Consider the following 7,378-nt stretch of genomic DNA (forward strand, 5'->3'; position numbering starts at 1 on the left):
TTTCTGCCTGTTTTCATATTTTTTTTGTATTTTTGTCCCCAGATTGTCCCCCATAAGGGACACGAGGGACAAAATTCTGTCCCCCGAAGACAATGAATCACATCTCTCATTAAAATAGGAACAGGCTATGACTAAGAAAACAACAATCCAGAAAGAGCCCGTAAAATTACGGGAAAAGAAGTTGGCAAACGGTAACGTGAGCTTGTATCTCGACATCTACAGAAATGGTAAACGTCAGAAAGAGTATTTGAAACTTTATCTGATCGATGCCACTACTCCACTGGAGCGTGAGCAGAACAGACAGACATTGGCAACCGCTCAGGCTATAAAATCCAAACGCCTCATTGAAATGCAGAACGGAGAGTATTCTTTCACTCGCCAATTCAAAGAAGATACTCCTTTTTTGGAATACTATCGGAAGATGGTTGAAGAAAGACACAAGAATCCGGAATCTGAAGGAAACTGGGGTAACTGGAGAAGCTGCTTGCGTTATCTCGAAATCTATTGTGATGAGAAAACCACATTCAAAGATATTACTCCGGAGTTTATAAACGGCTTCAAGGATTTTTTGAACAATGTGGAAAAAGACACTCACAAGCGTACCGGTCCACGTAGGGAAAGGGATGTGTTTCAAGGATTGTCCCAAAACTCAAAAGTCTCTTATTTCAATAAGCTCCGCGCCTGTATCAACCAGGCTTACGATGAAAGAATCATACCTGTAAATCCTTTGCGTGGAATCGAGGGATTCAAAGCCGCAGAAGTAAAGCGTGACTATCTGACCTTGGAAGAGGTAAAACAGTTGGCTGCTACTCCTTGCCGCTATCCTATTCTAAAAAGAGCTTTCCTCTTTTCATGCCTGACCGGACTTCGTAAAAGCGATATTCAGAAACTCACATGGAGCGAAGTTCAAAAATTTGGAGATTACACGAGAATCGTCTTCAAACAAAAGAAGACTGGCGGACAAGAGTATCTTGACATTTCCTCACAGGCAGAAAAATACCTCGGTGAAAGAGGCAACCCGGAAGATCCCGTCTTTACAGGATTTACATACGGAGCTTGGACTTCATTGGAATTACAGCGTTGGAGCATGGCTGCCAATATCAATAAGAATCTGACCTTCCACTGCGGGAGTCACAACAAAATCTTTTATTGATTGAATATCAACGAATTAAGTATTTAAAAGAATGTAACTGCTAACGATTTAGAAACGAGCTATATTCTTTTTCTTTCAGAACTTTGCAATATACAAAGAACGCTTTATTTACGAGTGCAAAGATAAATCTAAAATCTGAGAAACTATCTTTTTTGCTCTTAATTTACATATTTTTAAGAGGTGAACATTGATTGTCTATCTCTTTTGTAAATTACGACATTGCTTTCAAGTCAAGACCTAAAAACAGAACCATAAAGTTTCAAAAATAAGCATAAAAAGTGGGATTTGTAGCATCTTCGACTAAAATCACCTTATAAAATGCTAAAATTTTGCCTATTTATGATAGATTATCGCAATAAATTATTATTTTTGTAGGGTAAAATGCAATAAAAATATGAAGTTAAATCGCATAAAGGCAGTTTTAGAGGAGAAAGGTATAAGCCAAACTTGGCTTTCCAAGAAAATGGGCAAGAGTTTTAGTACGGTCAATGCCTATGTGTGCAATCGTACCCAACCAAACCTTACAACGCTTCTTGAAATTGCACAAATATTGTCTGTGGATATGAAGGAACTTATCTCGGACGAGAAAGAACGTAGTGCTAAATAAAAGACAAAACATAATGGAACAGTCACAATATAACTTTTTGTTCTCGTTTATCTGGAACATAGCCAATGACGTACTTGTGAACGCTTTCAACAAAGGCGATTACAAGAAGGTCATTCTGCCTATGTTGGTGTTGCGCCGCATTGACGTGCTGCTCGAACCGACAAAGGATGCTGTTATACAGATGAAAGAACAGCTTGACAAAAACAAGATAGAAAACCAAGCGCCAGTGTTGTATGACATTACTGGCTACCCATTCTACAACACCTCCAAGTTTACGATGAAGACTTTGAAAAGCGAGATTGACCCTCTTCGCCTTAAAATGAACTTCATTGAATATCTGAACGGCTATAGCAAGGATGTGCTCGACATCATCGAAAAGCTGCACCTTCGACAGGTTGTTGACAACCTCACGGAAGCGGAGCGTTTGGGAAGTATCATCGAGAAATTCACGTCCGACAAAATAAACCTCAGCTCAAAGCCTGTCTTTGACGGCGAGGGCAATCTCTTGCATCCTGCTCTTGACAACCACACTGTGGGAATGATGTTTGAGGAGCTCCTGCGACGCTTCAACGAAGAGAACAACGTGACAGAGGCTGGTGAACATTTCACACCAAGAGACTACGTGAAGCTGCTTGCCGACCTTGCCGTACTTCCTGTTGCTGACAAGATAAAGGCTACAACATACAGCGTATATGATGGAGCTTGTGGCACTGGCGGAATACTAACCATTGCGCAAGAGCGCATCAAGCAGATTGGCAAGGAACAGGGGAAAGATGTGGCAATCAACATTTACGGACAGGAACTATTGCCAGACACTTATGCAACTTGCAAGGCAGACCTTATGATTTCGGGGCATATCAAATCTTTCCAATACAACTACGCTGGTGAGGAACGAGAGTATATCGCTTTCGACTCCACTATTTCTCGTGACGGTCATGCTGGAGAAACATACGACTTCTGCATCTCCAATCCTCCTTTCGGCACTCCGTGGAAAGAGGACTTGAAGAAACGTGGATTGAAGGAGACAGAAAAGGCAAAGTTTACGGACTCTCGCTTTAATATCGCCATAGGCAATGGCGAGAATCGCAAGGATATAACATTCTTGCCCGACATCGGCGACTGCCAGATGCTGTTTCTTGCCAACAACCTCAGTCGAATGGTGGATGATACGGAACAGGGTACGAGAATCGTGGAAGTGCATAATGGCTCCTCACTTTTTACGGGTAATGCAGGAAGCGGAGCAAGCAACCTGCGCCAGTACATCATCGAGAACGACATGCTGGAGGCTATCATAGCCATGCCAGAAAACGACTTTTACAATACAGGCATAGGCACATACATCTGGGTAGTAACCAACCGCAAGGAGGAACGCCGCAAAGGATATGTGCAGTTGATTGATGCAACCGACATCAAGTCTCCGTTGCGCAAGAACCTTGGTAAGAAGAACTGCGAGACTAACGAAGCGGACCGCAACGAAATTGTCAAGATGCTGCTCGACTTCAAAGAAACAAAGAAAAGCAAGATCTTCCCGAATAAGGAATTTGGCTACTATAGCGTGACCGTGGAGAGACCTCTTCGTCTTGTTTATGAGAACCTTGACGAAATCGCACTGCCCGACTTGAAAAACAAGGGCGATGTGGAACTTTTGCAGCGAGTGGTTGAGGCATGGAAAGAAAACTTGGGCGGTCATACCGTGGGTGATTTCGCATTGTTCTTGATGTTGGAACAGATGAGAGTGAAAGTGCCTGCGTCAAAGGTGAAATTGGTGCGTCAATATCTCGGCAAGCACAATGACAAGGCTGATGTTTGCTTCGCTAAGCCGACAAAGCGTGACAGTGCGGTCGTGACAGACCCATCATTGCGTGACACAGAGCAAGTGCCGCTCCTCTACCCTGGAGGTATTGATGCCTTCATGGAAAAGGAAGTGCTACCGTATGCGCCCGATGCGTTCTACGATGCTGCAAATGTGGTTGTTGGCTACGAGTTGTCGTTCACCAAGTACTTTTACAAGCCTGTAGAACTGCGCACCATTGCCGACATCACAACCGATATCAACGGCATAGAGGGCAGACTGAAAGGCGTACTTAAAGATATTTTAAACGTCTAACCGTTAATGATATTTGTGTATGAAAAAATATGAATCATATAAAGACAGCGGTGTGGGATGGATTGGAGAAATTCCGAGCCATTGGAGTTGCGTTAAGGTAAAACATCTACTTCGTGAGAGAGTTGACAAATCGGAAGATGGCATTGGCGAACCTCTTTCAATGAGTCAGAAGTATGGCTTAATTCCAACCTCACAAATGGATGTCGTTACAAATCTTGCCACTTCTTATGTTGGAGCAAAACGTACAAGGCAAGGCGATATGGTATTAAACAAGCTAAAAGCCCATTTGGGCGTCTTTGCTTTGTCTGCTTACGATGGACTTGTAAGTCCAGACTATGCCGTATATTACGGAACAGGCAGAGCGGATTTAGAATATCTTGAATATTTGTTTAAGACCCCATTGTATGTGTCTGAGTTCATCAAAAAGACAACAGGCGTAGCTATTGGATTCAATCGTTTATATACGGATGACTTGTTTAGCATACCTGCACATTATCCTCCTATGCAAGAGCAAAAGAGAATTGTTGACTATTTGAAAGATAAAACCCTTAAAATTGAGCAATATGTTTCCGCAAGAGAGAGAGAGAGAGCTGTTTGACAGTTTAAAGCAATCAGAGATTGCAAATGTTGTCACAAAAGGATTAAACCCGAATGTTCGCATGAAAGATTCGGGCATATTTTGGGTACCCCAAATTCCGAGTCATTGGAAAACAACAAAACTAAAGCATATTTTAGTTAAATTATACAGAGAAAAGTCGGAAGATGCTGAACTGCTTGTTTGTTCTAATAAAGGAAAAGTTATAAAGAAAGGTGATACCAAGATGGGACTTGTTGCAGACAACAATGACATCTATCAAGGAGTTTGCAAAGGGGACTTGCTTATACATGGCATGGATACGTGGCATGGGGCAATAGCCATATCTGACTATGATGGAATGTGTACTCCTGTTGTTCATGTTTGTGATAGTAATCAAAACAAGAAATTTGTTGCATTTTATCTTCAATTTATGGCTTTATCTAAGGTATTTAAACTCATATCAAACGGAGTTCGGCAAAATACAAGTGATTTCCGTAGTTGGGATAAAGTTGGTGCTATACCTATAATGTTGCCACCTCTTGAAGAGCAGCAAGCCATTGTTGATTACATAGAAGCCAAGCTATCAAAGATAGACAGTTGCATGGCAGACCTCCAAACAGAGATTGACTATCTCAAGGAATTCAAACAACGTTTGATAAGTGATGTAGTGACAGGGCAGATATGTGTGGCAAAGCCACAGAAAGGAGAACAACAATGAACAAGGAACAGCAAGACAAAGCAATGTTTGTATCGTTCTGCATAGAGCAATACGCAAAAGCAAAGAATATGGCTACTGAAGATGTTGTGAATTTGTTTGAGCAATATGGCATCGCAGAGCATTTCTGTGAGTTCTATGATGTGCTTCACACACAAGGCGGACAGTGGCTGGTTGAAGAAATTGATAAAATGATAAACGAAAGAAGAAAATGAGCAAAGTATATCATGGAAGTATCGAGGAAGTTAGAAACCCAGAGATACGTCAGCCAAACCGTTCTCTTGACTATGGCTCTGGCTTCTACACAACAACCTCTTACGAACAGGCTAAGAAATGGGTAGAGCGAAGGATGAAAGATAAAGGATTATCTGTTGGTTATGTGAATGTCTATGAGTTGGATGACGAAGTAATAAATGACATGAAGTCACTTTTCTTCGAGAAACCAACAGAGGAATGGGTGAATTTCGTAATGAAAAACCGTACCGAGAGGGAGTTCACCCACGACTATGACATCGTGTATGGTCCTGTGGCAGACGATAGCGTTTATACTCAGTTCACACTCTATGAAGGCGGCATCATCAGTATGCCTACTCTCATTCAAGAGTTGAAGACATATAAATTGGTTGACCAGTATCTTTTCCACACGGAGAAATCGCTGCTTGCCATTAAATTTGTAGAATCAAAAATTATAAAATTATGAATGCAAAAATAACGCAAGACAACTTGTATATGTTGCTGCCATTAAAGATAGGATGGCTTGCCCCTTGGCTCTCAGAAGACAAGGGCATAAGCCTTACGGATGCAATCAACCGTATATATCGCTCAAAACTCTATAAGAAGCTATCCACCGAAAGTACCCAATACTGGCACTTGGGACCAGTGGACTTATACAATGAGCTGAAGAAAGAATTTTAAATTGAAAGCGTATGCCAACAGACATATCAGAGAAGGAACTCGAAACAATACTCGTCAGCTATCTTCGTGACCACCAAGGTTATGAGGAAGGCGTATCAAGCGACTACAACAAGGAGTTTGGCTTGGACATGGAACGAGTGAAACGATTCATCCTCTCTACACAAAAAGAAAAGGTGAAGAACACGGCGTGTTTCGCCTCTCCTACTGAGGAACGAAAGTTTTTCAGCAGGTTCAGTGCAGCCCTAAGCAAGCGTGGTGTGACGGACGTGCTGCGCAAGGGTTTCAAGTACATATCTGAGATATTTGATATGTATTATCCCACTCCATCGGCACTCAACCCAACTGCACAGCAATACTACGACAAGAACATATTCTGCGTAACCCGTCAGCTCTATTACAGCAAGGAGAAAACGGACAGCATTGACGTGTACATATCATTGAACGGTCTGCCAATCATGACGATGGAGCTGAAAAACCATTATACAGGGCAGACCGTGGAAAACGCCATCAAGCAATATAAAGAAGATAGAGACCCGAAAGCAGACCCGACGGCACTAATTTTGCAAAAACGCCGTTGCGCCGTACATTTTGCCGTGGACGATGACGACATCATGATGTGTACGGAGCTGAAAGGCAACGCCTCATGGTTCTTGCCATTCAACAAAGGCGTGAATGGCGGTGCAGGTAATCCTGTTAGCCCAAATGGAGTGCGCACAGCTTACCTGTGGGAGGAAGTTCTTGGTAAACGTTCTCTCTCTGACATCTTGGAGAACTACGCCCAAATCACTTTTAAGGAGAAAGAAGTAAAGAACAAGAAGACTGGCAAAAAAGAAAAGAAGACAATAGAGAGCATCATTTGGCCTCGCTACCATCAGCTCGACTGTGTTCGTCAGCTTCTCAAAGCCACTCGTGAAGGTGGTGTCGGACAGAAATTCCTCATCCAACACTCGGCAGGCAGTGGCAAGAGTAATTCCATCACGTGGCTTGCCTACCAGCTTGTGGGGTTGCTTGACGGCACTACCCCTATATTAGACACAGTGATAGTTGTGACCGACCGCGTGAATCTTGATACCCAGATTCGAGACAACATCAACTCCTTCAAGCGATTGTCTAATCTTGTGGACTGGGCAGACTCTTCGCAGACATTGAAGGATGCCTTGCAGGACGGCAAGAAGATTATCATTACCATCGTGCATAAGTTCCCATATATACCTTAATTCCGCAACATAATTGATAATTATTTTTATAAGTTCCTGAGCAACATTTTGTTGCCCAGGTTTTTGCCATGTCAGCGTTTTCACTTA

General features: G+C 42.4%; 9 protein-coding genes. All 9 read left to right on the forward strand.

The annotated features are described in order from the left end of the window. Positions 1-127 precede the first annotated feature (127 nt). Positions 128-1,153, forward strand: a complete 1,026-nt coding sequence (locus HMPREF1534_RS11180) for a site-specific integrase (RefSeq protein WP_005939392.1) — start codon at positions 128-130, stop codon at positions 1,151-1,153. Positions 1,154-1,547: 394 nt separating this feature from the next. Then, on the forward strand, positions 1,548-1,760 hold the full coding sequence (locus HMPREF1534_RS11175; RefSeq protein ID WP_005939395.1) for a helix-turn-helix domain-containing protein: 213 nt from the start codon (positions 1,548-1,550) through the stop codon (positions 1,758-1,760). A 13-nt stretch (positions 1,761-1,773) separates the two neighbouring features. Beyond that, complete coding sequence (locus tag HMPREF1534_RS11170; protein WP_005939398.1) at positions 1,774-3,867, forward strand: type I restriction-modification system subunit M; 2,094 nt, start codon at positions 1,774-1,776, stop codon at positions 3,865-3,867. Positions 3,868-3,886: 19 nt separating this feature from the next. Next, a complete protein-coding gene (locus HMPREF1534_RS11165; RefSeq protein ID WP_005939401.1) occupies positions 3,887-4,465 on the forward strand; it encodes a restriction endonuclease subunit S in 579 nt (192 codons plus the stop codon). Continuing rightward, positions 4,431-5,162: a restriction endonuclease subunit S gene (locus HMPREF1534_RS11160; RefSeq protein WP_005939404.1), complete on the forward strand. Its 732-nt coding sequence runs from the start codon at positions 4,431-4,433 to the stop codon at positions 5,160-5,162. Before HMPREF1534_RS11165 ends, HMPREF1534_RS11160 begins: the two co-directional genes overlap by 35 nt. After that, on the forward strand, positions 5,159-5,374 hold the full coding sequence (locus HMPREF1534_RS11155; protein ID WP_005939406.1) for a DUF3791 domain-containing protein: 216 nt from the start codon (positions 5,159-5,161) through the stop codon (positions 5,372-5,374). Before HMPREF1534_RS11160 ends, HMPREF1534_RS11155 begins: the two co-directional genes overlap by 4 nt. After that, entirely contained in the window at positions 5,371-5,859 is a 489-nt protein-coding gene (locus tag HMPREF1534_RS11150; RefSeq protein ID WP_005939408.1) for a DUF3990 domain-containing protein, read from the forward strand. The genes HMPREF1534_RS11155 and HMPREF1534_RS11150 overlap by 4 nt, the downstream gene beginning before the upstream one ends. After that, the gene (locus HMPREF1534_RS11145) at positions 5,856-6,074 is read left to right on the forward strand and encodes a hypothetical protein (RefSeq protein WP_005939411.1); all 219 of its coding nucleotides are present in this window, start codon (positions 5,856-5,858) and stop codon (positions 6,072-6,074) included. Before HMPREF1534_RS11150 ends, HMPREF1534_RS11145 begins: the two co-directional genes overlap by 4 nt. Positions 6,075-6,085: 11 nt before the next feature. Then, positions 6,086-7,291: a type I restriction endonuclease gene (locus tag HMPREF1534_RS11140; protein ID WP_005939413.1), complete on the forward strand. Its 1,206-nt coding sequence runs from the start codon at positions 6,086-6,088 to the stop codon at positions 7,289-7,291. Positions 7,292-7,378: the final 87 nt, after the last annotated feature.

It is taken from the genome of Phocaeicola massiliensis B84634 = Timone 84634 = DSM 17679 = JCM 13223, from assembly GCF_000382445.1.
Taxonomy (GTDB): Bacteria; Bacteroidota; Bacteroidia; order Bacteroidales; family Bacteroidaceae; genus Phocaeicola; species Phocaeicola massiliensis.

Bases quoted from the DNA above. Each gene is read 5' to 3' on its own strand.
- HMPREF1534_RS11155 (WP_005939406.1), top strand. From the start codon at position 5,159: ATGAACAAGGAACAGCAAGACAAAGCAATGTTTGTATCGTTCTGCATA.
- HMPREF1534_RS11180 (WP_005939392.1), top strand. From the start codon at position 128: ATGACTAAGAAAACAACAATCCAGAAAGAGCCCGTAAAATTACGGGAA.
- HMPREF1534_RS11140 (WP_005939413.1), top strand. From the start codon at position 6,086: ATGCCAACAGACATATCAGAGAAGGAACTCGAAACAATACTCGTCAGC.
- HMPREF1534_RS11150 (WP_005939408.1), top strand. From the start codon at position 5,371: ATGAGCAAAGTATATCATGGAAGTATCGAGGAAGTTAGAAACCCAGAG.
- HMPREF1534_RS11160 (WP_005939404.1), top strand. From the start codon at position 4,431: ATGTTTCCGCAAGAGAGAGAGAGAGAGCTGTTTGACAGTTTAAAGCAA.
- HMPREF1534_RS11175 (WP_005939395.1), top strand. From the start codon at position 1,548: ATGAAGTTAAATCGCATAAAGGCAGTTTTAGAGGAGAAAGGTATAAGC.
- HMPREF1534_RS11170 (WP_005939398.1), top strand. From the start codon at position 1,774: ATGGAACAGTCACAATATAACTTTTTGTTCTCGTTTATCTGGAACATA.
- HMPREF1534_RS11165 (WP_005939401.1), top strand. From the start codon at position 3,887: ATGAAAAAATATGAATCATATAAAGACAGCGGTGTGGGATGGATTGGA.
- HMPREF1534_RS11145 (WP_005939411.1), top strand. From the start codon at position 5,856: ATGAATGCAAAAATAACGCAAGACAACTTGTATATGTTGCTGCCATTA.